Here is a 24,042-nt window from a genome sequence, read left to right as displayed (position 1 = left end):
AGGCTTACTTTCGTCCCTCTACGGGCCGTTTCTACGGGCGTAGAGGCTCGGACGTCGCGTCGAAGGAGCAGCTCATGGCCAACGTCGTACGTGCCGCACTGGTCCAGGCCACCTGGACCGGCGACACCGAGTCCATGGTGGCGAAACACGAGGAGCACGCCCGCGAGGCGGCCCGCCTGGGCGCACGGATCATCGGGTTCCAGGAAGTCTTCAACGCCCCCTACTTCTGCCAGGTCCAGGAGCCGGAGCACTACCGCTGGGCCGAGCCGGTGCCCGACGGGCCGACCGTGCGCCGGATGCAGGACCTCGCCCGCGACACCGGCATGGTGATCGTCGTACCGGTCTTCGAGATCGAGCAGTCCGGCTTCTACTACAACACCGCCGCCGTCATCGACGGCGACGGCAGCTACCTCGGCAAATACCGCAAGCACCACATCCCGCAGGTCAAGGGATTCTGGGAGAAGTACTACTTCAAACCCGGCAACCTCGGCTGGCCCGTCTTCGACACGGAGGTGGGCAAGGTCGGCGTCTACATCTGCTACGACCGGCACTTCCCGGAAGGATGGCGGCAACTCGGCCTGAACGGAGCGCAGTTGGTCTACAACCCGTCCGCCACCCACCGCGGGCTGTCCTCCTACCTGTGGCAGCTGGAGCAGCCCGCCGCGGCCGTCGCCAACGAGTACTTCGTCGCCGCCATCAACCGGGTGGGCCAGGAGGAGTACGGGGACAACGACTTCTACGGGACGTCGTACTTCGTCAATCCGCGCGGCCAGTTCGTCGGTGACGTCGCCAGTGACAAGGACGAGGAACTCGTCGTCCGCGACCTGGACTTCGACCTGATCGAGGAAGTGCGCCGGCAGTGGGCCTTCTACCGCGACCGCCGCCCCGACGCCTACGAAGGGCTGGTACAGCCGTGAACGACCTCTACGCCCGCCACCGCGGCGTCCTGCCCGACTGGCTCGCCCTCTACTACGACGAGCCGCTGGAGATCACCCACGGCGAGGGCCGTCATGTGTGGGACTCCGCCGGCAACAGGTACCTGGACTTCTTCGGCGGCATCCTCACCACCATGACCGCGCACGCCCTGCCCGAGGTGACCAAGGCGGTCAGCGAGCAGGCCGGCCGGATCGTCCACTCCTCGACCCTCTACCTCAACCGGCCGATGGTCGAACTCGCCGAGCGCATCGCCCAGTTGAGCGACATCCCGGACGCCCGGGTCTTCTTCACGACCTCCGGCACCGAGGCCAACGACACGGCCCTGCTGCTCGCCACCACCTACCGGCGCAGCAACACCGTCCTGGCCATGCGCAACAGCTACCACGGCCGCTCCTTCAGCACGGTCGGCATCACCGGCAACCGCAGCTGGTCCCCGACCTCGCTGTCCCCGCTGCAGACCCTGTACGTCCATGGCGGCGTCCGCACCCGGGGCCCGTTCGCCGGGCTGGACGACCGCGCCTTCATCGACGCGTGTGTGGCGGACCTGACGGACGTCCTCGGGCACACCCGCCCGCCGGCCGCGCTGATCGCCGAACCCATCCAGGGCGTCGGCGGGTTCACCTCCCCGCCGGACGGACTGTATGCAGCATTCCGTGAAGTGCTGAATGCATACGGGATCCTGTGGATCGCCGACGAGGTGCAGACGGGCTGGGGCCGCACCGGCGAGCACTTCTGGGGCTGGCAGGCGCACGCCCGCAGCGGACCGCCGGACATCGTGACCTTCGCCAAGGGCATCGGCAACGGCATGGCCATCGGCGGGGTGATCGCCCGCGCCGAGATCATGAACTGCCTGGACGCCAACAGCATCTCGACGTTCGGCGGCACCCAGATCACCATGGCCGCCGGACTCGCCAACCTCGGCTACCTCCTCGAACACGACCTCCAGGGCAACGCCCGGCGCGTCGGCGGGCTGCTCATCGAGCGGCTGCGGGCCGTCACCGCGCAGCTGCCCGGGGTGCGGGAGGTGCGCGGGCGGGGGCTGATGATCGGCATCGAGCTGGTCAGGCCCGGGACCGACGAGGCCGATCCGCAGGCGGCCGCCGCCGTCCTGGAGGCGGCCCGCGAGGGCGGACTGCTGATCGGCAAGGGCGGCGGCCACAACACCAGCGCCCTGCGCATCGCGCCGCCGCTGTCGCTGACCGTGGCGGAGGCGGAGGAGGGCGCGGCGATCCTCGAACGCGCGCTGAGGAGCACGTACTAGAGAGCGGGTACAGGGTCATGACCACCACCTCGGAGATCCGTCACACGGGCTGGCAGCCGCTCGACCCCGCCCTCTCGGTGCGCCAGGTGCTCACCCTGGAGCGGGTACAGGCAGGCGAGCCCGAGGTGGTGGCGGGGGCCGGGCAGCTCGACCGGGCCGTGCGCTGGGTGCACGTCGCCGAGGCCGCCGACGTCGGGGTGATGCTCACCGGCGGCGAGATGGTCCTCACCACCGGTGTGCTCCTCGCCGGCGACGAGGCCAAGCAGGCCGAGTACATCCAGTCCCTGCACCGGGCGGAGGCCGCGGCCGTCGTGCTCGGGCTCGGCCGGGCCTTTCCCACGCCGCCCGAGGTGATGCGCCGGGCCGCCGAGCGGTGCGGGCTGCCCATGGTCGTCCTGCACCGGCCGTTCCCCTTCGCGGAGCTGACGGAGGAGGTCCAGTCCCGGCTGGTACGGCGGAAGTTCGCCACCGTGAGTCTGTCGGAGTCGGTGCGGACCGCGCTCACCGGGCTGATCACCGCGGGTGCCCCGCTGCAAGGGCTGCTCGACGAGGTCGCCCAGCACAGCGGCTGCCCGGTCGTCGTCACTAACCTCGCCCACCGCGTCCTCGCCACGGCGGGGGAGCGGCCCGCGGTGGACGACGTGCTGCGCGACTGGGAGCGGATCGCCCGGCAGGCGGGCGGCAGCGAGGGCGACGGCTGGATCCGCGCCGAGCTGGGCGGACGCGGGGAGCGCTGGGGCATGCTGCTGCTGTGCGGCTACCGGGGCGAGGCGGCCTCCGGGCGGCTGCTCGCCGACCGGGCCGCCGAGGCCGTGGTCCTGCACCGCATGCTCGGCGGCGGCTCGGCGCACACCTGGGAGGAGCAGTCCGCGCAGGGACTGCTGACCGACCTCGTCTCCGGCGTCGTACCGGCCAGGCAGCTGCTGCCCCGGGCGCGGGCGGCCGGGCTGCCGGTGAACCGGCGGACCTTCGTGCCCCTGGTCGTCCCGGCCGGGGATCCGGGCGAACTCGACCGTGTGCTGCGGGTGCTGGGTCTGCCGGGGCTGGTCGCCGAGCTGGCCGAGGGGGCCACCGCCGTTCTGCTCAGCCTCGCCCGAGACCAGCAGGCCGAGGTGCTGACCGCGCACTTCGCGGCCCGGCTGCGGACCGGGACCGGGGTGCCGAACGCGGTGGTCGCCGCGGCCGATCCGCGCACCGACTGGGACGACGTGCCGGCCGGGCTGCGCGAGGCCCGGCACGTCGCCGACGCGGTGGCCGACTCCTCGGCCGTCCTCGACCTGCCGGCCGTCGTACGCCTGCGGGACGTCCATCTGCGCGGCCTGGTCCGGCTGCTGAGGGACGACCCCCATGTGCAGTCCTTCGCCGAGCGCGAGCTGGACGGGCTGCTGTGCGGGAACGACCAGGAGCTGCTGAACGTGCTGCGCACCTACCTGGCGACCGGACGCAACAAGTCCCGCACCGCCCAGCTCCACCACGTCTCCCGGCCCGCTCTCTACCGACGCCTGGAGGCGATACAGACCCGGCTGGGCGTCGACCTCGACGACTTCGAGCAGGCGGCCTCCGTGCACATCGCGCTCCTCGCGCACGACGCGCAACAGGGGTGAAACATGCCACGACTTGGGAAAACGGCGGTGAAACATGGGTTCGCAGACGCGTGACACGGTGGCACGCCGACCGCCCCCAGACGTGACACGCTGCCAATCGAACGGCTTCTTCGGACTTCCTAGGCTCACCGGACACCGAGCTACCGGAGGTCCCGATGAGCCGAGTGATCCGTGCCGCCCTGTTCCAGACCGCCTGGACCGGCGACAAGGAATCCATGATCCAGGTCCACGAGCAGGCGGCCCGCGACGCGGCCGCGCAGGGCGCCCAGGTCCTGTGCTTCCAGGAGCTGTTCTACGGCCCCTACTTCTGCCAGGTCCAGGACAAGGCCTTCTACGAGTACGCCGAGCAGATCCCGGACGGCCCGACCGTGCGGCGCTTCCAGGCGCTCGCGAAGGAGCTGGGCCTCGTCCTCGTCCTGCCGATGTACGAGGAGGAGCAGCCGGGGGTCCTGTACAACACCGCCGCCGTGATCGACGCCGACGGCTCCTACCTGGGCAAGTACCGCAAGACGCACATCCCCCAAGTGCAGGGATTCTGGGAGAAGTTCTACTTCCGCCCCGGCAACAGCGGCTGGCCCGTCTTCGAGACGGCCGTCGGGAAGATCGGCGTCTACATCTGCTACGACCGCCACTTCCCGGAGGGCTGGCGGGCACTCGGCCTCGGCGGTGCCGAGATCGTCTTCAACCCGTCGGCCACCTCACGCGGCCTGTCCCGCTACCTGTGGCAGCTGGAACAGCCGGCGGCGGCCGTCGCCAACGAGTACTTCGTGGGCGCGATCAACCGGGTCGGCGTGGAGGACCTCGGCGACAACGACTTCTACGGCACCACGTACTTCGTGGACCCGGAGGCCCAGTTCGTCGGCGAGGTGGCGAGCGACAAGGAGACCGAACTCGTCGTCCGCGACCTGGACCTGGCCAAGCTCCGCGAGGTCCGCGACCGCTGGCAGTTCTACCGCGACCGGGCTCCGGGGGCCTACGCGCCGCTGACCGCACCCTGATCGCACCGACCGCACCGTCCACCCTGGGAGGAGACGGACCATGAGCAGCCGTACCGTCATCCGCGGTGGTCTCGTCGTCACCGCGTCCGACGAGATCCACGCCGACGTCCTGATCGAGGACGGCCGCATCGCCGCCCTCGCCGCCTCCGGCACCCCCGCCGCCGAGGCCTTCACCGCCGAGCGGGTCATCGACGCCACCGGGAAGTACGTCATCCCGGGCGGCGTCGACGCCCACACGCACATGGAACTGCCGTTCGGCGGCACCTTCGCCTCCGACACCTTCGAGACCGGCACCCGGGCCGCCGCCTGGGGCGGTACGACCACGATCGTCGACTTCGCGGTGCAGAGCGTCGGGCACACCCTGCGCGAGGGCCTGGACAGCTGGCACGCCAAGGCCGAGGGCAACTGCGCGATCGACTACGGCTTCCACATGATCGTCTCCGATGTGAACCAGGAGACGCTCAAGGAGATGGACCTGCTGGTCGAGGAGGGGGTGACCAGCTTCAAGCAGTTCATGGCCTACCCGGGCGTGTTCTACTCCGACGACGGCCAGATCCTGCGCGCCATGCAGCGCTCCGCCGACAACGGCGGGCTGATCATGATGCACGCCGAGAACGGCATCGCGATCGACGTCCTGGTCGAACAGGCGCTGGCCCGTGGGGAGACCGATCCGCGCTACCACGGTGAGGTGCGCAAGGCGCTGCTGGAGGCCGAGGCCACCCATCGCGCCATCAGGCTCGCTCAGGTCGCGGGCGCCCCGTTGTACGTCGTGCACGTCTCGGCGACGGAGGCGGTCGCCGAGCTGGCGCGGGCGCGTGACGAGGGGCTGCCGGTCTTCGGCGAGACCTGCCCGCAGTACCTGTTCCTGTCGACCGACAACCTCGCCGAGCCGGACTTCGAGGGTTCGAAGTACGTGTGCAGCACGCCGCTTCGCCCCAAGGAACACCAGGCCAAGCTGTGGCAGGGGCTCAGGACGAACGATCTGCAGGTCGTCTCCACCGACCACTGCCCGTTCTGCTTCGTGGGCCAGAAGGAGCTGGGCCGCGGCGACTTCTCCAAGATCCCCAACGGACTGCCCGGCGTCGAGAACCGCATGGACCTGCTCCACCAGGCCGTCGTGGACGGGCACATCTCCCGGCGCCGCTGGATCGAGATCGCCTGCGCCGCCCCGGCCCGCATGTTCGGCCTGTACCCGAAGAAGGGCACCATCACCCCGGGCGCCGACGCCGACGTCGTCATCTACGACCCGCACGCCGAGCAGGTCATGTCCGCCGAGACGCACCACATGAACGTCGACTACTCGGCGTACGAGGGCAGGCGGACCACCGGCCGGGTCGAGACCGTGCTCTCGCGCGGCGAAATGGTCATCACCGAGCGGGAGTACACCGGACGCGCCGGACACGGCGTCTACACCCCGCGCTCCACCTGTCAGTACCTCACCTAGGAGTCGCGCCCATGGACTTCGGACTCGTCCTGCAGACCGACCCGCCGGCCTCCCGCGTCGTCAGCCTGATGAAACGGGCCGAACGCAACGGCTTCACGTACGGCTGGACCTTCGACTCCGCCGTGCTCTGGCAGGAGCCGTTCGTGATCTACAGTCAGATCCTCTCCAACACCTCGAAGCTGACGGTCGGCCCGATGGTCACCAACCCGGGCACCCGCACCTGGGAGGTCACCGCCTCCACCTTCGCCACCCTCAACGACATGTTCGGCAACCGCACCGTCTGCGGCATCGGCCGCGGCGACTCCGCGATGCGTGTCGCCGGCCGCAAGCCGAACACCCTGGCCCGGATCAGCGAGGCCATGAAGGTCATCCGCGCCCTCGGCCGCGGGGACGAGGCCGATCTCGGCGGTACGGCGATCCGGTTCCCGTGGATCAAGCCGGGTGCCGAACTCCCCGTGTGGATGGCCGCGTACGGCCCCAAGGCACTGAAGATGACCGGCGAGGAGGCCGACGGGTTCATCCTCCAGCTGTCGGACCTGTACCTCACCGAGTACATGGTGAAGGCCGTGAAGGACGCGGCCGCCGCCGCCGGCCGTGACCCGTCCGAGGTGACGATCTGCGTCGCCGCCCCGGCCTACGTCACCGCGGACGACTCGCCCGAGGCACTCGCCCACGCGCGCGATCAATGCCGGTGGTTCGGCGGCATGGTCGGCAACCACGTGGCCGACCTGGTCTCCAAGTACGGCGAGCACTCCGGCCAGGTCCCCGACGAACTCACCGACTACATCAAGGCCCGCGAGGGCTACGACTACTCCCACCACGGACGCAGCGGAAATCCCGACACCGCGTTCGTGCCCGACGAGATCGTCGACCGGTTCTGCGTCATCGGCCCGGCCGGGAAGCACATCGAGAAACTGAACGCGCTGCGCGAGCTGGGCGTCGACCAGTTCGCCGTCTACGACATGCACGACGCCCAGGAAGCCACCATCGACGCCTACGGCACGACGGTGATCCCGGCCGTCAACGCCTGACCCGCTCCCTCGCTCTCTCCGCACCCCCCACTCCTGGTCACCCCTCCCCGCGTCCCCGGGGAGGGGCGAGTGCCCGCACGGCCTCTCCCGTCCCACCCCTCCTCGATTGGCCTGCCCATGACCGACACCGCCCCCACGGCCATACCGCCGACCGCTCAAGTCACCCTCGCCGACGGCCGGGTGGAGATCGCCCCCGGTGCGCCGCAGCCCAGCGGCCCCTACGCCAACGCGGACCTGCTCCCCGTCCCCGCGGCGAAGCGCACCTGGACGACGTACAACTTCTCCGCGCTGTGGGTCGGCATGGCCCACAACACGGCCTCCTGGACCCTCGCGTCCGGGCTGATCGCGGTCGGCATGGACTGGAAACAGGCCGTGTTCACCATCGCGCTCGCCAACCTCATCGTGCTCGTGCCGATGCTGCTCACCGGGCACGCGGGACCCAAGTACGGCATTCCCTTCCCGGTCTTCGCCCGCGCCTCCTTCGGGGTGCGCGGCGCCAACCTGCCCGCCGTCGTACGGGCGTTGGTGGCCTGCGGCTGGTTCGGCATCCAGACCTGGATCGGCGGCGAGGCCATCTACTTCCTGGCCGGCAAGCTCATCGGCGACAGCTGGGCGAACGCCTCGCACATCGGCGGCTACGCCTGGACCATGTGGCTGTCGTTCGCGATCTTCTGGCTGATCCAGGTCGCGATCATCTACCGGGGCATGGAGACCATCCGCCGCTTCGAGAACTGGGCCGCGCCCTTCGTGCTCGTCGGCGCGTTCGTGATGCTGTGGTGGATGAGCAGCAAGGCCGGCGGCGTCGGCCCGCTGTTCGACCAGCCCTCCCGGCTGGGCTGGGGCGGCGACTTCTGGAAGCTGTTCTGGCCCTCGCTGATGGGAATGATCGGCTTCTGGTCCACCCTGAGCCTGAACATCCCCGACTTCACCCGCTACGGCAAGAGCCAGAAGGCCCAGACCTGGGGCCAGGCCCTCGGTCTGCCGACCACGATGACCCTCTTCGCCTTCCTCTCCGTGCTCGTCACCTCCGGTTCGCAGGCGGTCTACGGCAAGGCGGTCTGGGACCCGGTCCAGCTCGCCGCCAAGACGGACAACGTGGTCGGCCTGCTCTACGCCCTGGTGACCGTCCTGGTCGCGACCCTCTCCGTGAACATCGCGGCCAACCTGGTCTCCCCGGCCTTCGACTTCTCCAACGTCGCGCCCCGCAGGATCAGTTTCCGAACCGGTGCCCTGATCACCTCGGTCCTCGCCGTGCTGATCTTCCCGTGGAAGCTGTACTCCGACCCGCAGGGCTACATCTTCACCTGGCTCGGCCTGGTCGGCGGCCTGCTCGGCACGGTCGCGGGCATCCTCGTCGCCGACTACTGGATCCTGCGCCGCACCCGCCTGGCCCTCGCCGACCTGTACCGCGCGGGTGGCCGCTACTGGTACGCGGGCGGCTGGAACTGGCGGGCGGTGGTCGCCTTCGTGGCCGGCGGCGTCCTCGCCGTCGGCGGCGCGGACTTCCATCCGCTGATCGACGGCCGCCCCGTCCCGGCTCTCAAGTCCCTCGCCGACTACGGCTGGGCCGTGGGTCTCGGCACCTCGCTGGTGCTGTACCTGGCGCTGACGTTGCTCACCGGCCGGAAGGAGGAGCCGGCTCAGGCCGTCTGAGCTCGGACGAGGCCTCCCGGCGGCCGGCAGGCCGCCGGGCGCTCGGCGGGCCCGGGAGCCGCTCGTACGGCGTCAGCCGGATCCGCCGGCCTGCAGGGCGGCGACGGCGCTCTTCGCGGCCTTGATGGCCCCCTTGTTGATCTCGTCCGTGCCCGGGGCCTTCTTCGTCTCGAAGTCGCTGCCGTTGTAGGTGACGATCACCAGGGCGTTGGAGATGCGGGCCATCACCACGCCCTCGCGGGTCTGCTGCTTGTCCTCGGTGGTGAGGTTCACGACGGAGTACGCGGCGTCCCCGAGGCCCGGAACGGTCCCGCCGCCGCTCTTCTCGCCGACCCGCTGCTCGTACTCCTTCTTCGCCTCCTGGTCCGATTCGGTCACCTCGTAGGAGACGTCGAGCCAGCGGTAGTCGTAGCCCTGGAGGGCGTTCCACGAGCAGGTGCGGCGGAGCGCGGTGTCCGTCGAGGGGATCTCCTTGCCCGCCGTCCTGGCCCCGGGCACAAGGGACTTGATCGTCGCCACGGGCACGCCGGTGCAGGGGGCGGGCGCGGCGGTGTACGCCTTCGACACCGCGGTGGAGGACGGGGCGGAGGCCGCATGGGTGGGCGTCTCCCGGTCCGGCCGCTGATCGGCGGCGGACGGCGCGGCCGGGCCCGACGACAGCGCCCAGCCGGCACAGGCCAGCACGGCGACCGGCGTCAGACGCGCGGTGAGGGCGAGCGGCAGAGGAAGAGAACGCACAGCGCACTTCTCGTGGGGGAGGGGGTACGGAAGGGGTCCGCATGGTGGACGGGGACGCCAGTGTCACACGACTGTCTGTGGGGCGGAAGGGGTAACTCGCTGCGTGCCCGACCGGTCACTGCGGTGCGTTCACGACGTACTGATCTGCCCGTTATGTGCCTCGAGCCAGCGGTGGGCGCCGACCTCGCTGGGGTACGCGCGGACGGTGAACGCCGCGGCCGACCAGCCGACGGCCCATGCGGCCAGCGCGGGCATGACGGGTGCCGCGACCAACCAGAGGGCGCGACCGGCGAGGGTCAGCCAGACGGAGCGGCGGACCTCGTCCCGCTTGGCGGCACGGAACGCGCCGGGGGAGGGCGGGTCCAGGAGCTTCCTGCGGTGGTCCCGGCGCTGTACCAGCCACCCCCACACCAGGGCCGCACCGGAGGCCGCCACCTGCGTCCAGTCCCACACCGTGCGGAGGGCCGGCGGCAGGGCGCCGCGGAAGCTTCCGTAGAGAACGAGCGCGATGTAGCAGCAGAAGGCCAGGACGGCCAGCCATGCGGCGGCACCGAGGGTGCGGCGCAGCCAGTAGCGCGCACCGCGCTCGAACCAGGTGGTGCCGAGCCCCGGCAGGGCCGGGATCCGGGCCGGGGCCGCGGAAGCCTCGCCCCTAGAAGATGCTCTTGATGCCATGCCACACGTCGTCTTTCAGTCGAACGAAGTCGTCCCCTGTCTGGGACAGGACGTGACCCGTGCCGTGCAGTACCCCGCCGACCACACCGTGGTCGTGGATGTCCTCGCTCCAGTGCTCGTGGAAGGCGTGGTCGACGACACTGGTCGCGCCGATCACGATCGCGCCGCCGACACCGGCCACCACCGCGGTGGGCACCTCGAAGGGCGCGAGGGCCACGAGGCCCGCCGTGACCGCCGTTCCGGCCACCAGGCCACCGACGTTGGCGCCGCCGTCCACCGCGACCGAGTGCTGCCACGACCAGCCCTTGTCGTGATCGTCGGAGGCCTCCAGCAGCCCGCAGGCGCCCGCCGCGGCGACGTCCAGCACCGGCACCTCCTTGAGGAAGTCCGGGAGCTTCTCCAGGGTCTCGCCCGCGCGCAGGGCGTCCGCGGCATCGGCCAGCTTCACGTTGAGCGCACGGTCGTAAGGGAGTTCGGTGCTGCCGTTTTCGGCGCGGGCGATCGCGTCCTCCAGGGAGTCGACCTCGGCGACCGCGTCACGGTAGGCGCTCTTGGCGGGGAGGTCGTCGGGCATCTTCCGGCCCTGCTGCTGGAACGTCCTGCGCTCCGCGCGGAGTTCCTTCTTGGCGGCCTGCGCCTCGGTCTTCGCCGAGTCCAGCCGGGCCCGGGCCTCTGCACCGCCGGCCCGCGCGTCCTCGGCGTCGTACGCGTACAGGCCGCGCAGATAGTCGGCGATGGTGACCTTGTCCCCGGTGGACGCGTCCTTCGACGTCACCTGCGCGTACAGCCCCTGCAGCTGCTGCGCCGCCACCAGCCGCGCATGCTGCGCCGTGTGCAGGATCTCGTCGCGTGCCTTGGCGTACTCGTTCATCGCGGAGATCGTCTTCTGGTCGTCCGCGCTGGGCGGACTCGCCGTGACGATCTGCAGGGGCAAGCCCTTGGCACCCGTCGGCACCCCCTTGCGCGTCGCGATGTGCTCCGCGTTCTGCAGGGCCGTCTCGCACGTGGACAGCGCGTCGGCCAGCGTGCCGAGAGTGCTGCCCGCCCGGTGCACCAGCTCGGCGAAGCCGCCCGCGGTCACCGCGTCCTCGGTCCACCGCGCGCGGAAGGTCTCGGCCGCCTCGCCCTTCCAGCTCGCGTCGTCCACCAGGGTGTCGACGGCGCGACTGAGCGGCTTGACCACGTCGTCGAGCTTGTCCTTGGCGTTCTTGTACGTCTCGGCCATCGTGCGCAGTCCGCCGATGTCGCCGCCGACCCAGCTGTCGCCCATCAGCCCTCACCCGCCATCAGGTCTTCGAAGGCACCGTGGACGTCCACGTCGTGCCGGTGGAAGGAGTCACGGGCGTACGCGGCCTTGTCGCCGTGGTCGTCCATCCGGTCGCCCAGCCCGATGTGGAGGGCGACGAGGAGGTCGGCGACCTCCTTGATGGCGTGGTCCAGCCCCCCGTCGCCGCCGCCGACCACGGGCGGCGCCACGTCGGGGTGGAGCTTGCGGTAGTCGGCGGCCTGCTCGTGAAACGTCCTCGCCAGGGTGGCGAGGTCGTCGTAGACCACCTTGAAGTCGGCCGTCATCGGCGCACCTCCTGCGCGTAGGCGACCAGGTCGGCCGGCCGCCAGTTGTGCCGTCCGGGAGGGACACTCGGGTCGAGCAGGACGGTGACGCCCTGCTCGCGCACGGACTCGGCCAGCGGACCGATCGAGGCCGCGACCCACGGCTGCGCCTCGCCGAGCGCGTCCGCCAACCGCTGAGGCGTGCTGAACGCGAACACCACGGTGCCGTGCGCGGGGTGCTCGAACAGTTCGAGAACCACGAAGGGCACGCGCGCCGGGCCGCCCTGCGTACCCGTCGTCCCGACGGACCGGGGGTGGGCCGGCACCAGCACCGGCGTGCCGTAGGCGGGGACGCCCGGCCTGGGGCCCGGCCGTCCGTCCGCGTCCGGCTGCGCGGGCGGCGCCGCCTCGACCAGGTCCCGCAGGCGCGAACGGCGCGGCTCGGCCGCGGGCTCGGGCTCCGGAAGGCCGCCCGGCTCGACGAAGTCGCTTATGCGTGAACGTATCGGCGCCCCCACCGCCGTCACCTCTTCCCCGTGTCTGGCCCGTGGACAAGCGGGCCCGGCCACAGTAGCCAGGGGAGAAAGGGGTGAATCCCGCTATGTCGGGGCAGGGGCCAGGGCGTATGCGGAACCCATACGACCGCTTGGCCGGGCTCTGATCAGCCCTTGACCCGTTGATGAACCGGCGGCGCCGCGCCCGTTTCCGCCGTCGGGTCCGTCAGCTCGTGCGGGGACGGACCAGCCCGCTCTCGTAGGCGAGGATGGTCGCCTGGACCCGGTCGCGCAGGCCGAGCTTGGACAGCAGGCCGTTCACGTGGGTCTTCACGGTGCCCGTGGTCACGCCGAGTTCGGCTCCGATCTCGGCGTTGGTGAGGCCGGAAGCGATCTTCAGCAGTACTTCCCGTTCCCTCGGGGTGAGTTGGCCGAGGGCCCCGGCCGCCGGGAGAACCCGCGGTGCGCCCTGGGCGAAGGTGTGGATGAGGCGACGGGTCACTGCGGGGGCCAGGATGCCGTCGCCCGCGGCCACGACGCGGATCGCGGTCAGCAGATCCTCGGGCAGGGCGTCCTTCAGCAGGAACCCGGACGCTCCGGCGCGCAGGGCCTCGTACACGTACTCGTCGAGGTCGAAGGTGGTGAGCACCAGCACCCGCGGCCCGTTGTCCGGCGCGGTGATCAGGCGGGTCGCGGTGAGTCCGTCCATGCCCGGCATCCGGATGTCCATCAGGACGAGGTCGGGCGCCTCGGCGGCGGCGAGCGACACCGCCGTCGCTCCGTCGCCGGCCTCGCCGACGACGGTGAGGTCGGGTTCGGCGTCCACGATGGCGGCGAAGCCCGCCCTGACCACGGCCTGGTCGTCGACGACGATCACGCGTACGGCGACGGGGACACCTCCTGGACGGGGGCCGGAACGGGTCCGGCCGGCAACGACACCCGTACATTACCGGCTGGTTCGAACACGATGCCTCCTTCGCCCGCGGCGACCTGCACGCGCAGGCGTTCGGCGACCGGGCCGGCGACGGCGAGCGGTACGCCCGTCACCGTGATGTGCAGAGTGCCACGGCGCCGCCTCAGGGTCACCCGTGCCGGCCCGTGGTCGCCCGCGCCGAGCGCCGCTTCGACGATCCGGTACGTCGAGACGTGCACGGAGGGCGGAAGGCCGCGCGCGGCCTCCGGCAGGCCCCGCACCCGCACGTCGCGGCCGGTGGCGCGCAGGGTGCGGCAGAGCGTGCCGAGGTCGGTGGCGGTCGGGGACGGCGAGAGGCGGTCGACGGGGTCCGCACCGTCGTCGAGGCTGTGCAGCATGTCCCGCATGGCGGCGAGGGCCGCCCGGGCCGCGGCGGCCACGTCGTCGAGCCGTCCCTGCCCGGCCAGGTCGACGAGCGAGGCCGCATGGTGCAGTACGGCCTCGCGCAACGTCACCGCCAGCCGGTGCCGTTCGGCCTCGGCGGCCCGTTCCGCATGCCACATCGAGCTGGCGAGCGCGAAGTCGTCGCTCGCCAGCATGCGCAGGCGCCGGCGCCGTACGACGAGGCCGGCGCCGCACACGGCGGCGAAAAGGGGAGCCAGCAGGACGCACAGGAAGACCACCATCGCCGGGGCGAACCCGTCGACCGCCTCGCCCGCCAACCAGCCGTCGGCAGCGGCCGTGACCGTGATCACCGAGGCCGTGCCGAAGGTCCCCGCGATCGCCGCCGGCCAGGAGCCGGAAGGACCCCGCCCGTAGGCGGCGACCGCGTACACCGCGAGCATCTCCACGAGCGCGCCCCCGACGAGGAACTCCGACACCCGTGACGGCAGAGGCACCGCCGCGACGGCCACCGGCCACAGCCAGGCCGTGGCCAGCACGGCGACGAAGGCGGCCACCGGGGCACGTCTGCGCCACAACAGCGGCAGCGCGTGCAGGACCAGCAGTGCCGTCACGACGATCAGGTCCGGTACCGCGGCGCGCCTGGTCCGTTCCGGCCAGTCCTCCACGGTCGAGAGAGCGGTGACCACCGGCAGGACCATCGCGGTGAAGGCCAGGGCGGGGTCGGTGAGCCGCTGCTCCCGCAGGACGTCGCGCCGCCATACGGGCCCGGGCGGATGCTGCGGCCCGGCAGTGTCGGGCAGTGTCGCGCGGACCAGCCAGCCCCCGTCGGGGCCCGGGCCGGCGGTCAGTTCGCCTCCGGCCGACGCGGCCCGTTCCCGCATGCCGGCCACGCCGCGTCCCGCGCCGAGACCGCCGGCGTCGTGCGGTGCGCAGGTGCGCGGCGGCGCGTTCTCCACGGTCAGTTCCAGCAGGCCGTTCGCCCGGCGGACGAACACCCGGGCGGCGGCACCGGGGGCGTGCCGCAGGGCGTTGGTGAGGGCCTCGCGGACGATTCCGTGGATCGCCTCGGCCGCGGGGCCGGTCAGGTCGTCGGGGATGTGGGCGGCGACGGGACGGCCCAGCCGGCCGAATCCCGCGACCAGTTCCTCGATCCCGGCGCTCGTGACCCCGGGCCCGGGACGGTCCGTGTCCCGTAGGAGACCGACGAGCCGCTGCAGCGCCGCCACGGTCTCGGCGCCGGTGCGTTGCGCGAACGACAGTGCCTCGGCGGCCAGTTCCGGCCTGCTGTCCTTGAGCCGGCGTGCGGCGTCGACGGTGACGACGACCGAGGTGAGGTGATGGGCACTCACGTCGTGCAGTTCGCGGGCGAGGCGCCGGCGTTCGTGGTCGCCCGCCGTGCGGCGGGCGTGCTCCGCTCCGGCCAGCCGGCGGGCCGCGGTGAGCCGCCCGCCGATCCACTGGCGCCGCGCTTCGCCGAGTCCCGCGCACAGGACGTACACGGACAGGGCGAGCGCCGTCGTCAGGAGCGAGGCGCGGAAGCCCTCCTGCACGGCGGCCAGCCCCCACTCGACGCCGACGAGCCCGGCGACGGCCCGGACCGTCACCGGCACGGGGCAGCGGACGGCCACGGAGTACAGGGCGACCAGCGTGCCCAGGCCGAGGTAGCCGTCCGGCCAGACGGCCATGCCGAGGACGTAGGCGGCCAGTGCCCCGGCCAGCGCCCGCACGGGTGCCTGCCGGCGTCGGCCCAGGGCGGCCGTCTCCAGGGACAGGGCGCACACGACACCGATCAGGCCCGGCAGGGCGGGCGTTTCGTCCGGGCCCACCCCGGGCCACAGCAGGGCACTTTGTCCGGCTGCCAGCACCAGGGGCAGAAGCCGGTTGCGTATCGTCTCCATCTCGGCGACGAGCGTAGAGCGCGGCCCGAACGCCGGACACCGGCCCTGGGGCCGAGGCCGATCCCTACCCAGCGACAGAGGCACCGTTCGTGCCGCAGGGCGACGGCGGGGCCGGGTGCCACCGGAGAAGGTGATGGCATGACGACTCCACCCCTGCCCGAACCCCTGCCCTATCACCGGCTCGCCCGGCTCTCTGCGCGCCACCGGTGGTGGCGCCCGCTGGTGGGCACCCTGGTCGTGGCCGTGCTCTACGTGATCGCCGTGGGCGTCCTCTACGGCGTCGTCGACGAAGTGGGCTCCCGGAAGGGTTACCCCCGGGACCCCGACGGTTGGGTGGAGTTCGGTCCCGTGCCGGACACCGCCGTCGACCTGCTGCTCATAGCCCTGGCGACCCCTGTCGTGCTGCTGGCGGTGCGCTGGCTCGGCCGGCGGCCGGCGGGCTCGGTCTCCTCCGTGGCCGGGAGGCTCCGGCGGCGCTGGCTGGCCCTGTGCATGCTGACGGCCCTGCCGATCGTCGCCCTGGCGATGGGCGGCATGTTCCTGCTGCCCGCCGACGGCGACGACGAGTTCCGGTGGGCGGGAGGGGAGGTCTTCGGGCCCGCGCCGGCCATGCTCGTCGTCCTGGTTCCCTTGCAGGCGGCCGCCGAGGAGTACGTCTTCCGGGGCTGGCTGACGCAGGCCGTCGGCGCCTTCGTGCGCTCGCCCTGGTGCGCGTTCCTGCCCCAGGCCGTCCTGTTCGCCGCCGCCCACGGCTGGGGCACCCCCTGGGGATTCGCCGACCTCGTGGTGTTCGGGGCGGCGGGGGGCTGGCTGACCTGGCGGACGGGCGGTCTGGAGGCGTCCATCGGGCTGCACACGGTCAACAACGTCCTTGCCTTCGCCGCCTCGGCGGCCACCGTCGACGGGCTCAGGAGCGACGAGACCGCCGCGGACGCGACCTGGCCGCTGGTCGTACTCGACGTCGCGAGCGTCGTGCTGTACACGGCAGCCGTGGTGTGGCTGCTGCGCCGCCGGTCACTGGACCGGACCGCCCCCGCACCACTCCCGCCCGTCCGGCCGCCCGCCCACGGCGCCCCGTACACACCTGTCACCGGCTTTCCCGTGGCGCCGCCCTGGGCAGGGCCTCCGATGCAGGGCACGCCCGTTCCGCCCCCGTACCCCGGCACCGAAGCGGACGTCGCCGACCGGCCGTGAGCGGCCGCTGCCGGTCAGGGGAAGACGGCGGCCGACTCGAAGCCGCCCGCTCGTCCCGCTCCCTCGCGCGCACCGGCACCAGGCCGTCAGGGACCGCAGGGCGCTCGGCGCAACCGCATCCGATCGATAGCCTGCTGATCGACCGACGTGCGCAACAGCGAGGTGAGAGATGCAGTTCACCACCCGACCCACCCTCCAGGGCACCTTCGGCATGGTGTCCTCCACCCACTGGCTGGCCTCCCAGTCGGCGATGGCGGTCCTGGAGGACGGCGGCAACGCCTTCGACGCGGCCGTGGCCGGCGCGTTCGTGCTGCATGTGGTGGAGCCGCACCTGAACGGGCCCGCCGGCGAGGTGCCGATCCTGCTGGCCCCGGCCGGCGGTGAGGTACAGGTGCTGTGCGGGCAGGGCGTGGCCCCGGCGGGCGCGACGGTCGCGCACTACAGGGGGCTCGGTCTGGACCTCGTCCCCGGTACCGGACCGCTCGCGGCCGCCGTGCCCGGCGCCTTCGACGCCTGGCTGCTGCTCCTGCGCGACCACGGCACCAAGCCCCTGGAGGACGTGCTGAAGTACGCCATCGGGTACGCCGAGCACGGGCACGCGCCCGTGGAGAACGTCGGCGCGACCGTGGAGAGCGTCCGGGAGCTGTTCGAGACCGAGTGGACCTCCTCGGCACAGGTCTACCTGCCCGGCGGCCGGGCGCCCCGACCCGGTGAGCTGCTGCGCAACCCCGCCCTCGCCGCCACCTGGAAGCGGCTGCTCGCCGAGACCGCCGGGGCCGGCGACCGGGAGGCGCGTATCGACGCGGCGCGCGCGGTGTGGCGCTCCGGCTTCATCGCCGAGGCCCTGGTACGGCAGTCCCGGCGGCCCACCCTGGACACCAGCGGCGAACGGCACACCGGCACGCTCACCGAGGCCGACCTCGCCGGCTGGTCGGCGAGCTACGAGGCACCGGTGACGTACGACTGGAACGGCTGGACGGTGTGCAAGGCGGGCCCCTGGAGCCAGGGCCCCGCCCTCCTCCAGCAGCTGGCCCTGCTCCCGCCCGAGCTGCCCGCCCACGGCTCGGCCGACTACGTCCACCTGCTCGTCGAGGGCTGCAAGCTCGCCATGGCCGACCGCGAGGCCTGGTACGGGGACGCGGCCGAGGTGCCGCTCGCCGAGCTGCTGTCGGACGGCTACAACACCGGGCGGCGGGCGCTCGTCGGCCCCAAGGCGTCGTACGAGCTGCGCCCCGGCAGCCCCGGCGGACGCACCCCGCGCCTTCCCGTGCACGCGCGCGTGGAGAGCGGCGAGGACACCGCGTTCAACCCGATGGGCGCGGGCGAGCCGACCGTCGCGGAGCTGTCCGGCGAGCCCCGGCCGGCCGCCGACGGCAGCACCCGCGGCGACACCTGCCACCTGGACGTCGTCGACCGCTGGGGCAACATGATCGCGGCCACGCCCAGCGGCGGCTGGCTGCAGTCCAACCCGGTCGTGCCGGAGCTGGGCTTCCCGCTCGGCACCCGGCTGCAGATGACCTGGCTGGAGGAGGGGCTGCCGAACTCCCTCACCCCCGGCCGCCGCCCCCGCACCACCCTGACCCCGTCCCTGGCACTGCGCGACGGCATCCCGGTGCTCGCGTTCGGCACGCCCGGCGGCGACCAGCAGGACCAGTGGCAGCTGCACTTCCTCCTCGCCGCCGTCCTGCGGGCCCCGGTCCGCGGCGGCCTCGACCTGCAGGGCGCCATCGACGCCCCGAACTGGCACAACGACAGCTTCCCCAGCTCCTTCTACCCGCGCGGCCGCCGCCCCGGGAGCGTGACCGTGGAGTCCCGGACGGACGCGGACGTGATCGAGGAGCTGCGGCGGCGCGGCCACGACGTCACCGTCGGTCCCGGCTGGTCGGAGGGCCGCCTGTGCGCGGTGGCCCGGGACCCGCGGACCGGTGTCCTGTCGGCCGCCGCGAACCCGCGCGGGATGCAGGGGTACGCGGTGGGCCGCTGAGTCCGCTGAGTCCGCTGAGTCCGCTGACTCCGCCTGCGCCGCTGCCGGGCGCTGTGGCACCCGCTCTTCATCCCGATTCCACCCTGCGTCCATGGGCCCGGCGGGGATTGTCAGTGGCGCGTGTTCTCATGGACGCATGATCGGAGACACGGAAACCATCGAAGAGTTTCTCATCCGCTGCTCGGCCGACGTCGAGGAAGCGGTCCGCAAGGCCGCCGCGGCCGAGATCCTGCCCCGCTTCCGCCGCCTGGCCGAGCACGAGGTCGACCAGAAGAGCGGACCGCACGACCTGGTGACCGACGCCGACCGCCTCGCCGAGCGGCAGCTCACCGAAGCCCTCGGGGCGCTGCTGCCGGGCTCGGTGGTGGTCGGTGAGGAGGCGGTGCACGCCAACCCCGTGACGTACGAGGCGATCCAGGGCGACGCGCCCGTCTGGATCATCGACCCGGTCGACGGCACCCGGCAGTTCGTCCACGGCGACGACGGGTTCTGCACCCTGGTCGCCTTCGCCCACCGGGGCACCGTCCTGGCCTCCTGGACCTACGCCCCCGTGCGCGACCAGTTCGCCACCGCCGTCCGCGGACAGGGCGCGTTCCTCGACGGCGAGCGGCTGTTCGCGGGCCCGCCGGCGCCCGGCCGCGACCTCGCCGTCGCCACCTCCCACCCCGACTACACCACCGACGAGCAGAAGCGCGCGCTGCGCGCCCTGTGGACCGACGGCCTCGCCCCGCGCCCCTGCGGCTCGGCGGGTTTGGAGTATCTCGCCGTGGCCCGGGGAGAGTTGGACGCCGTCGCGTTCTCCTGGGAGGCCGCCTGGGACCACGCGGCGGGCCTGCTCCTGGTCGAGGAGGCGGGCGGCGCCCACCTCACCCTGACCGGCGAGCCGTTCCGCGTGACCGGCGCCAACGCACTGCCGTTCACCGCCGCGAGGGACGCCGCCACGGCACGCCGGATCGCGGAGCTGCTGCGCACGGCCCCCTGAGGCACCCGGCCCGGGGGAGTGTCGGTCCTGCGGCATATCCTGATCCTGAGTGGCCATCGGCTGACGAAGGGGTCCGAAGGTGCCGTCGATGCTCGATGTGGTCGTGGTGGGTGCGGGGCCGAACGGCCTGACCGCAGCGGTGGAGCTGGCCCGCCGGGGCTTCTCCGTCGCCCTGTTCGAGGCACAGTCCACCGTCGGCGGCGGCGCCCGCACGGAGGAGCTGACCCTGCCCGGCTTCCGGCACGACCCGTGCTCGGCCGCCCACCCCCTCGGCATCAACTCGCCCGCGTTCCGCGCGCTGCCCCTCGACCGCTACGGCCTCGAGTGGCTGCACGCCGACCTGCCCATGGCGCACCCGTTCCCGGACGGCACCGCGGCCGTCCTGGCCCGCTCCGTGGCCGAGACGGCCGCCTCCTTCGGCCCGCGTGACGCGGGCGCGTACCGCAGGCTGGTCCGGCCGTTCCTGTCCCAGTGGGACACGCTCGCCCGGGACTTCATGTCCCTGCCGCTGACCGCGCTGCCGCGCGACCCGGTCACCCTCGCCCGCTTCGGCCTGGCCGGGCTGCCGCCGTCCACCCTGCTGATGCGCCGCTTCCACGACGAGCGGTTCAAGGCCCTCTTCTCCGGCCTCGTCGCCCACGTCATGGCCCCGCTGAACGGCCTGGCCACCAGTGCCGTCGGCCTGGTCTTCGCCCTGGCCGCGCACGCCCGCGGCTGGCCCGTGGCCCGCGGCGGCTCCCAGGCGATCTCCGACGCCCTCGCCGCCTACTTCGCGGACCTCGGCGGCGCCCTGCACACCGACTACGAGGTCAAGCGCCTGGACGACCTGCCGCCCGCGCGCGCGTACGTCTTCGACACGTCACCCACCGCACTCGCCCGCATCGCCGGCTTCGGCGGCTACTACGACCGCTACCGCTACGGCCCCGGCGTCTTCAAGATCGACTACGCGCTGGACGGCCCGGTCCCCTGGACCGCCCCCGAGGCCCGGGTCGCCGGCACCGTGCAGATCGGCGCGAGCCAGGCCGAGATCGGCGCCGCCCTGCGGGCCGCCTCCCGAGAGGGCCGCGCCCCCGACACGCCGTTCCTGATCACCGTGCAGCCCAGCGTGGCCGACCCCACCCGCGCCCCCGAGGGCAAGCACGTCTTCTGGGCGTACGGCCACGTCCCCCACGGCTGGCAGGGCGACCTCACGGATGCCATAGAACGCCAGCTGGAGCGCTTCGCCCCCGGCTTCCGGGACCGCGTCCTGGCCCGCGCCACGGCCGGCCCGGCCGAGATGGCCGCCCGCAACGCCAACTACGTCGGCGGCGACATCGCCTGCGGCGCGGCCTCCGGGCTCCAGCTGCTGCTGCGCCCCAGACTGTCCCTGTTCCCGTACCACACCCCGCATCCGGCCGTCTTCATCTGCTCCTCGGCCACCCCGCCGGGACCCGGCGTGCACGGTATGTCGGGGCACAACGCGGCCAAGGCCGTGTGGCGAAGGCTGAGGCAGACATGACCACCATCACCCTCGTCCAGGGCGACATCACCCGGCAGAGTGCCGACGCGATCGTCAACGCCGCCAACTCCTCGCTCCTGGGCGGCGGAGGCGTCGACGGCGCGATCCACCGGCGCGGCGGCCCCGCCATCCTGGAGGAGTGCCGCAAGCTGCGCGCCTCCCACTACGGCAAGGGCCTGCCCACGGGTCGTGCGGTCGCCACCACGGCGGGCAACCTGGACGCCCGCTGGGTCATCCACACCGTGGGCCCGGTCTGGCAGGCCGGCGGCGATGACTCGCTTCTCGCCTCCTGCTACCGGGAGTCGCTCCGCGTGGCCGACGAGCTGGGTGCCCGGACGGTCGCGTTCCCGGCGATCTCCACCGGCGTGTACCGGTGGCCGATGGACGATGCGGCTCGTATCGCGGTGGAGACGGTGCGGAACACTCCGACAGCAGTCGAAGAGGTGCGGTTCGTCCTCTTCGACGACCGGGCGTACGAGGCGTTCGCCCGGCAGGTCGGCTGAGGGGAGCGTCCCAGGACCCATCAGTCGACGTCCGCGTCGACCCGTGCTGCCGGCCCCGTCCGCGCGCCGCGCACAGAGGTGTCGAGGCCCCCGGCCAGCCGCAGTGTCGCAAGGGCCGCGAGCCCCGCCGCGATGCCGAAGGTGAGGGCGGCCGGGACGCCGTTGCCGATGCGTCCGGCCGCACGGCGGACACGGGGTGCTCGTCCGCCGACTCGGCTGACGGACAAGGGCCTTGACCTACCCGGTGTACACGCCGGTGCTCTCGGCGTGTTCGCGCAGTGCGATCCGGGCCAGCTTCGTCAGCATCATGCCGTTGCGGATCCGGACGACGTAGTCGACGGGGAGTCCGTGCATCCGGGTGCCGGGGCCGCGCAGGGGATGCCAGTCGAGGACGAAGAGCGTGTGTTCGCCCCAGGGGATCAGGTTCATGGCGATGCGGGCCGCGCCGAAGGGGTCCGCCTTCGCCTCCAGTTCCAGCCGGTGCTGCGGCTCGCAGATGCGTACGACGCAGGTGTCGTCGAGGGTCAAGGGGCCGACGCCGACCCGGACTCGGAGACGCGCGCCCACGTCCGGCCAGTGCCGGTCGGCGGCGAGTACCTGCTGGGTTCCCGTCACCCACTCCCCGTAGCGATGGCCGTCGGACAGCAGGCTCCAGACCTCGGACGGCGAGCTGAGGATCAGACGGCGGTTCCGGGCCATGCCGACCACACTCCTTCCACGGGGTGGGGGACGGGGCGGGCAGCACGCTCCTCGACCCCGGCCGCGCGGCCCGCCCCGGGCTTGCGGAGCCGGCCTGCGGCGGTGCCGTGCCCCTCCGGGACGCCGCGCGGGGAGGCAGAGCTGCTCGTACGGTGAAGGAAGGACGCCCTTTTCATCCGTTCGGGCGCACCCTTCAGGAGGTTGAACTCATGACAACCGCCGCAGAGATCATGCATCCCGGGGCCCAGTGGATCCCGGAGACCGAGACCCTCGACCGGGCCGCGCAGCTGATGGCGCGCCTGAACGTGGGCGCGCTGCCCGTCAGCGACGCCGACGAACGACTGTGCGGCATCGTCACGGACCGCGACATCGTCGTGAAGTGCGTGGCCAAGGGCCACGACCCGGCGAAGGTGACCTGCGGCGATCTGGCGCAGGGCACACCGCGCTGGATCGACGCGGACGCGAGCGTGGACGAGGTGCTGAACGAGATGCAGAGCCACCAGATCCGCCGGCTGCCGGTGATCCAGGACAAGCGCCTCGTGGGCATGATCAGCGAGGCCGATCTGGCCCAGCACCTGACGACCGGGCAGATCGCCGGCTTCGTGGAGAGGGTCTACGCGTCGAGCTGACCCTCTCGCCCGGGCCTTCCCGGTCAACCCAGGACCAGGCGCTTCTGGTTCTCGAACTCCTCGTCCGACAGAACTCCTTGGGCCTTCAGGTCGGCGAGCTGCTTGAGCTGGTCGATCTTGTGGGTCATGTCGTCGTCGGGCGCGACGGGCGCGACGGGCTGCGGTGCGGTGGGAGCCGGCGGCGCCGGCTCCTGCTGCTGTTCGTAGTCCTGCCGCGCCCAACGCCCCGCCTGCCGCCGTGAGACACGGTTGGACACGGCGGTGGCGGTACCGGCGACGACGGCCGTCCGTGCGACGCCCCGAAGCAGTCCGGGCATGTTCACTCATCTCCCCTGGGTCGGGCCTGAGCCGAGCCGAGTCGGGTGCAGGTCAGGCCACCGTCTCTTCCGTGGCCTCCAGCGCTGCCAGCAGGGCCTGCACGGGGATACGGCCGCTCGCGACGAGCTGCGCCCCGCTGCGCCTGAGCGCGATGGCCAGGGGCGCGGCCCACAGGTTCTCGTACACCAGCACCGCCGCCGAGTTGCCCGGCTCCAGTGCGTTGCCGGCCTCGTCCAGGTCACTCTGGTCCAGCACACCGGCCGAGGCTCCCTCGAAGACGGCCAGATCGACCTCGTCGCCGAGGTCCCGCAGCTCCATCGCGACGACCGAGCCGTCGGTCTCCTTCCGGACGAAGGCGAGGTCGATGATCCGGATGATGGCGCGCTCGGAGAGATCGACCAGCAGGGGGAACGCCTCGCCCGTCATACGGCTGCCGGGGAACTCGATGACCACGTAGTCGACGGGGCCCATCTCTTCGATGCCGTTCATGACCACTCCTCGGGAACGGGGGAAGCGCGGACCGTCCGCCCGTCCGGGTGGCGGCGCCCCCGCGCCGGCGGTCGTCAGCCCTCCCGGCCATTGCAGCACGCGGCGCGGGGCCTCGCATGTTCCGTGTTCCGGGGCCCCCGCGCCC

The 24,042-nt window shown here is 72.3% G+C and carries 24 protein-coding genes; 13 read left to right on the top strand and 11 right to left on the bottom strand.

The window, feature by feature from the left end:
- Positions 1–74: 74 nt before the first annotated feature.
- From ABZ471_RS00795 to ABZ471_RS00765, 7 genes are all read left to right on the top strand, one after another.
- The gene (locus tag ABZ471_RS00795; RefSeq protein ID WP_359060898.1) at positions 75–917 is read left to right on the top strand and encodes a nitrilase-related carbon-nitrogen hydrolase; all 843 of its coding nucleotides are present in this window, start codon (positions 75–77) and stop codon (positions 915–917) included.
- The gene (locus ABZ471_RS00790) at positions 914–2,197 is read left to right on the top strand and encodes an aspartate aminotransferase family protein (protein ID WP_359060896.1); all 1,284 of its coding nucleotides are present in this window, start codon (positions 914–916) and stop codon (positions 2,195–2,197) included. Before ABZ471_RS00795 ends, ABZ471_RS00790 begins: the two co-directional genes overlap by 4 nt.
- 17 nt (positions 2,198–2,214) lie before the next feature.
- Positions 2,215–3,801: a PucR family transcriptional regulator ligand-binding domain-containing protein gene (locus ABZ471_RS00785; protein ID WP_359060894.1), complete on the top strand. Its 1,587-nt coding sequence runs from the start codon at positions 2,215–2,217 to the stop codon at positions 3,799–3,801.
- A 155-nt stretch (positions 3,802–3,956) separates the two neighbouring features.
- Complete coding sequence (locus tag ABZ471_RS00780; RefSeq protein WP_359060892.1) at positions 3,957–4,799, top strand: nitrilase-related carbon-nitrogen hydrolase; 843 nt, start codon at positions 3,957–3,959, stop codon at positions 4,797–4,799.
- Positions 4,800–4,839: 40 nt separating this feature from the next.
- Positions 4,840–6,243 carry a dihydropyrimidinase gene (gene hydA, locus ABZ471_RS00775; protein WP_359060890.1) on the top strand — a complete coding sequence of 468 codons (1,404 nt, stop codon included), beginning with the start codon at positions 4,840–4,842 and terminating at the stop codon, positions 6,241–6,243.
- A gap of 11 nt (positions 6,244–6,254) precedes the next feature.
- Positions 6,255–7,274 carry a TIGR03842 family LLM class F420-dependent oxidoreductase gene (locus ABZ471_RS00770; protein WP_359060888.1) on the top strand — a complete coding sequence of 340 codons (1,020 nt, stop codon included), beginning with the start codon at positions 6,255–6,257 and terminating at the stop codon, positions 7,272–7,274.
- Positions 7,275–7,391: 117 nt separating this feature from the next.
- Positions 7,392–8,927, top strand: a complete 1,536-nt coding sequence (locus ABZ471_RS00765; protein WP_359060886.1) for an NCS1 family nucleobase:cation symporter-1 — start codon at positions 7,392–7,394, stop codon at positions 8,925–8,927.
- A gap of 72 nt (positions 8,928–8,999) precedes the next feature.
- Here ABZ471_RS00765 and ABZ471_RS00760 read toward each other — a convergent pair whose 3' ends face one another.
- The 7 genes from ABZ471_RS00760 to ABZ471_RS00730 all read right to left on the bottom strand — a co-directional run bounded on the left by ABZ471_RS00760 (position 9,000) and on the right by ABZ471_RS00730 (position 15,601).
- Complete coding sequence (locus tag ABZ471_RS00760) at positions 9,000–9,665, bottom strand: hypothetical protein (protein ID WP_359060884.1); 666 nt, start codon at positions 9,663–9,665, stop codon at positions 9,000–9,002.
- A gap of 129 nt (positions 9,666–9,794) precedes the next feature.
- Positions 9,795–10,340, bottom strand: a complete 546-nt coding sequence (locus ABZ471_RS00755; protein WP_359060882.1) for a hypothetical protein — start codon at positions 10,338–10,340, stop codon at positions 9,795–9,797.
- Positions 10,318–11,610, bottom strand: a complete 1,293-nt coding sequence (locus ABZ471_RS00750) for a WXG100 family type VII secretion target (RefSeq protein WP_359060880.1) — start codon at positions 11,608–11,610, stop codon at positions 10,318–10,320. The genes ABZ471_RS00755 and ABZ471_RS00750 overlap by 23 nt, the downstream gene beginning before the upstream one ends.
- Positions 11,610–11,912: a DUF6317 family protein gene (locus tag ABZ471_RS00745; RefSeq protein WP_359060878.1), complete on the bottom strand. Its 303-nt coding sequence runs from the start codon at positions 11,910–11,912 to the stop codon at positions 11,610–11,612. Before ABZ471_RS00745 ends, ABZ471_RS00750 begins: the two co-directional genes overlap by 1 nt.
- Positions 11,909–12,409 carry an SAV_915 family protein gene (locus ABZ471_RS00740; protein ID WP_359060876.1) on the bottom strand — a complete coding sequence of 167 codons (501 nt, stop codon included), beginning with the start codon at positions 12,407–12,409 and terminating at the stop codon, positions 11,909–11,911. Before ABZ471_RS00740 ends, ABZ471_RS00745 begins: the two co-directional genes overlap by 4 nt.
- Positions 12,410–12,611: 202 nt before the next feature.
- Positions 12,612–13,262, bottom strand: coding sequence for a response regulator transcription factor (locus ABZ471_RS00735; protein WP_359060874.1), 651 nt, complete (start codon positions 13,260–13,262; stop codon positions 12,612–12,614).
- Positions 13,259–15,601 carry a histidine kinase gene (locus ABZ471_RS00730; RefSeq protein WP_359060872.1) on the bottom strand — a complete coding sequence of 781 codons (2,343 nt, stop codon included), beginning with the start codon at positions 15,599–15,601 and terminating at the stop codon, positions 13,259–13,261. The genes ABZ471_RS00735 and ABZ471_RS00730 overlap by 4 nt, the downstream gene beginning before the upstream one ends.
- A 138-nt stretch (positions 15,602–15,739) precedes the next feature.
- On the opposite strand from ABZ471_RS00730, the gene ABZ471_RS00725 reads away from it, so the two are divergent.
- The 5 genes from ABZ471_RS00725 (at position 15,740) to ABZ471_RS00705 (ending at position 21,762) form a co-directional block, all read left to right on the top strand.
- Complete coding sequence (locus ABZ471_RS00725; protein ID WP_359060871.1) at positions 15,740–16,795, top strand: CPBP family intramembrane glutamic endopeptidase; 1,056 nt, start codon at positions 15,740–15,742, stop codon at positions 16,793–16,795.
- Between the two features lie 169 nt (positions 16,796–16,964).
- The gene (locus ABZ471_RS00720; RefSeq protein WP_359060869.1) at positions 16,965–18,779 is read left to right on the top strand and encodes a gamma-glutamyltransferase; all 1,815 of its coding nucleotides are present in this window, start codon (positions 16,965–16,967) and stop codon (positions 18,777–18,779) included.
- A 136-nt stretch (positions 18,780–18,915) separates the two neighbouring features.
- The gene (locus ABZ471_RS00715) at positions 18,916–19,761 is read left to right on the top strand and encodes an inositol monophosphatase family protein (protein ID WP_359060866.1); all 846 of its coding nucleotides are present in this window, start codon (positions 18,916–18,918) and stop codon (positions 19,759–19,761) included.
- Between the two features lie 79 nt (positions 19,762–19,840).
- Entirely contained in the window at positions 19,841–21,259 is a 1,419-nt protein-coding gene (locus tag ABZ471_RS00710; protein WP_359060864.1) for an NAD(P)/FAD-dependent oxidoreductase, read from the top strand.
- Positions 21,256–21,762 carry an O-acetyl-ADP-ribose deacetylase gene (locus tag ABZ471_RS00705; RefSeq protein WP_359060862.1) on the top strand — a complete coding sequence of 169 codons (507 nt, stop codon included), beginning with the start codon at positions 21,256–21,258 and terminating at the stop codon, positions 21,760–21,762. The genes ABZ471_RS00710 and ABZ471_RS00705 overlap by 4 nt, the downstream gene beginning before the upstream one ends.
- Positions 21,763–21,782: 20 nt before the next feature.
- On the opposite strand, the gene ABZ471_RS00700 is transcribed toward ABZ471_RS00705, so the two are convergent.
- Complete coding sequence (locus ABZ471_RS00700; protein ID WP_359060860.1) at positions 21,783–21,989, bottom strand: hypothetical protein; 207 nt, start codon at positions 21,987–21,989, stop codon at positions 21,783–21,785.
- Between the two features lie 10 nt (positions 21,990–21,999).
- Entirely contained in the window at positions 22,000–22,461 is a 462-nt protein-coding gene (locus ABZ471_RS00695) for an SRPBCC family protein (protein WP_359060858.1), read from the bottom strand.
- A gap of 209 nt (positions 22,462–22,670) precedes the next feature.
- Between ABZ471_RS00695 and ABZ471_RS00690 the strand changes: the two genes are divergently transcribed.
- Positions 22,671–23,090, top strand: coding sequence for a CBS domain-containing protein (locus ABZ471_RS00690; RefSeq protein WP_359060856.1), 420 nt, complete (start codon positions 22,671–22,673; stop codon positions 23,088–23,090).
- A gap of 23 nt (positions 23,091–23,113) precedes the next feature.
- Here the strand turns inward: ABZ471_RS00690 and ABZ471_RS00685 are convergent, their stop codons facing one another.
- Complete coding sequence (locus tag ABZ471_RS00685) at positions 23,114–23,407, bottom strand: SHOCT domain-containing protein (protein ID WP_359060854.1); 294 nt, start codon at positions 23,405–23,407, stop codon at positions 23,114–23,116.
- Between the two features lie 52 nt (positions 23,408–23,459).
- Positions 23,460–23,897: a DUF6325 family protein gene (locus ABZ471_RS00680; RefSeq protein WP_359060852.1), complete on the bottom strand. Its 438-nt coding sequence runs from the start codon at positions 23,895–23,897 to the stop codon at positions 23,460–23,462.
- Positions 23,898–24,042 lie beyond the last annotated feature (145 nt).

The sequence above is a fragment of the Streptomyces sp. NPDC005728 genome (assembly GCF_040630895.1).
GTDB lineage: Bacteria > Actinomycetota > Actinomycetes > Streptomycetales > Streptomycetaceae > Streptomyces.
Note: the sequence above shows the minus strand (reverse complement) of the source record. Positions and strands in the feature narration are given on the sequence as shown.

Bases quoted from the DNA above. Each gene is read 5' to 3' on its own strand.
- hydA (WP_359060890.1), top strand. From the start codon at position 4,840: ATGAGCAGCCGTACCGTCATCCGCGGTGGTCTCGTCGTCACCGCGTCC.
- ABZ471_RS00795 (WP_359060898.1), top strand. From the start codon at position 75: ATGGCCAACGTCGTACGTGCCGCACTGGTCCAGGCCACCTGGACCGGC.
- ABZ471_RS00685 (WP_359060854.1), bottom strand. From the start codon at position 23,407: ATGCCCGGACTGCTTCGGGGCGTCGCACGGACGGCCGTCGTCGCCGGT.
- ABZ471_RS00755 (WP_359060882.1), bottom strand. From the start codon at position 10,340: ATGGCATCAAGAGCATCTTCTAGGGGCGAGGCTTCCGCGGCCCCGGCC.
- ABZ471_RS00750 (WP_359060880.1), bottom strand. From the start codon at position 11,610: ATGGGCGACAGCTGGGTCGGCGGCGACATCGGCGGACTGCGCACGATG.
- ABZ471_RS00715 (WP_359060866.1), top strand. From the start codon at position 18,916: ATGATCGGAGACACGGAAACCATCGAAGAGTTTCTCATCCGCTGCTCG.
- ABZ471_RS00705 (WP_359060862.1), top strand. From the start codon at position 21,256: ATGACCACCATCACCCTCGTCCAGGGCGACATCACCCGGCAGAGTGCC.
- ABZ471_RS00695 (WP_359060858.1), bottom strand. From the start codon at position 22,461: ATGGCCCGGAACCGCCGTCTGATCCTCAGCTCGCCGTCCGAGGTCTGG.
- ABZ471_RS00770 (WP_359060888.1), top strand. From the start codon at position 6,255: ATGGACTTCGGACTCGTCCTGCAGACCGACCCGCCGGCCTCCCGCGTC.
- ABZ471_RS00720 (WP_359060869.1), top strand. From the start codon at position 16,965: ATGCAGTTCACCACCCGACCCACCCTCCAGGGCACCTTCGGCATGGTG.
- ABZ471_RS00730 (WP_359060872.1), bottom strand. From the start codon at position 15,601: ATGGAGACGATACGCAACCGGCTTCTGCCCCTGGTGCTGGCAGCCGGA.
- ABZ471_RS00765 (WP_359060886.1), top strand. From the start codon at position 7,392: ATGACCGACACCGCCCCCACGGCCATACCGCCGACCGCTCAAGTCACC.
- ABZ471_RS00725 (WP_359060871.1), top strand. From the start codon at position 15,740: ATGACGACTCCACCCCTGCCCGAACCCCTGCCCTATCACCGGCTCGCC.
- ABZ471_RS00745 (WP_359060878.1), bottom strand. From the start codon at position 11,912: ATGACGGCCGACTTCAAGGTGGTCTACGACGACCTCGCCACCCTGGCG.
- ABZ471_RS00680 (WP_359060852.1), bottom strand. From the start codon at position 23,897: ATGAACGGCATCGAAGAGATGGGCCCCGTCGACTACGTGGTCATCGAG.
- ABZ471_RS00785 (WP_359060894.1), top strand. From the start codon at position 2,215: ATGACCACCACCTCGGAGATCCGTCACACGGGCTGGCAGCCGCTCGAC.
- ABZ471_RS00780 (WP_359060892.1), top strand. From the start codon at position 3,957: ATGAGCCGAGTGATCCGTGCCGCCCTGTTCCAGACCGCCTGGACCGGC.
- ABZ471_RS00690 (WP_359060856.1), top strand. From the start codon at position 22,671: ATGACAACCGCCGCAGAGATCATGCATCCCGGGGCCCAGTGGATCCCG.